Here is a 588-nt window from a genome sequence, read left to right as displayed (position 1 = left end):
TGCCGCCTGCCCGGGGCCGCGGTGCTTCCCTCGGCGGGCGGCGGCGGGGCGACCGGCGGCGCCGGCTTGACGCAGACGGGCAACAGATCGGTGGCGGCCAGCTTCTCCAGCTGCCCGCGGGTGGAGTCGAATCCGCCCGGCGGCAGCAGGCCGTTGTTGACCTTGTCGCGGCCGGTCTGCTGCAGATCGGCCACGGCCAGCTGCTTACACCCGCTGGGGAACCCGGCGCCGGGGCGCATGAGGGTGACCTTGTTGTGCGAGTCGACGCAGACCAGCTGGTCCACATCCTGAATCGAATAGCCGAGGACCGAGCCGGGCAGACCGCGCATGATCACCACGTTGCCGTTGTCGGCGCCCACGTAGTAGTTGCTGCGAATCATCTTGTAGCCCACCACGAGTCCGACCACGACGGCCACGACCAGGGCGACGGCCAGCGCGATCCAGCGGCCCTTGTGACTCTTGCGCGGCTCGGGCGGTTCCGCCGCGACCGCGGCCCGGCGAGGTGCCGCTCGCGGGGGACGCATGGCGGCGGCACGCCCCGCGGCGGTGTTGGGCGGCGGGGTGTCCTCGTCCTCACCGGAGGCCGCA

Annotated in this window: 1 pseudogene; it reads right to left on the bottom strand. The window is 72.4% G+C overall.

Annotated features, from left to right (window positions below):
- Positions 1–588 (bottom strand): annotated as a pseudogene (locus A5780_RS41500) (serine/threonine protein phosphatase); the annotation flags it as partial.

Origin of the sequence: Nocardia sp. 852002-20019_SCH5090214, assembly GCF_001665865.1 — a bacterium.
In the GTDB taxonomy this organism is placed as follows: Bacteria; Actinomycetota; Actinomycetes; order Mycobacteriales; family Mycobacteriaceae; genus Nocardia; species Nocardia nova.
The sequence above is the reverse complement of the archived record's forward strand: the minus strand, read 5'-3'. Positions and strand labels throughout refer to the sequence as shown.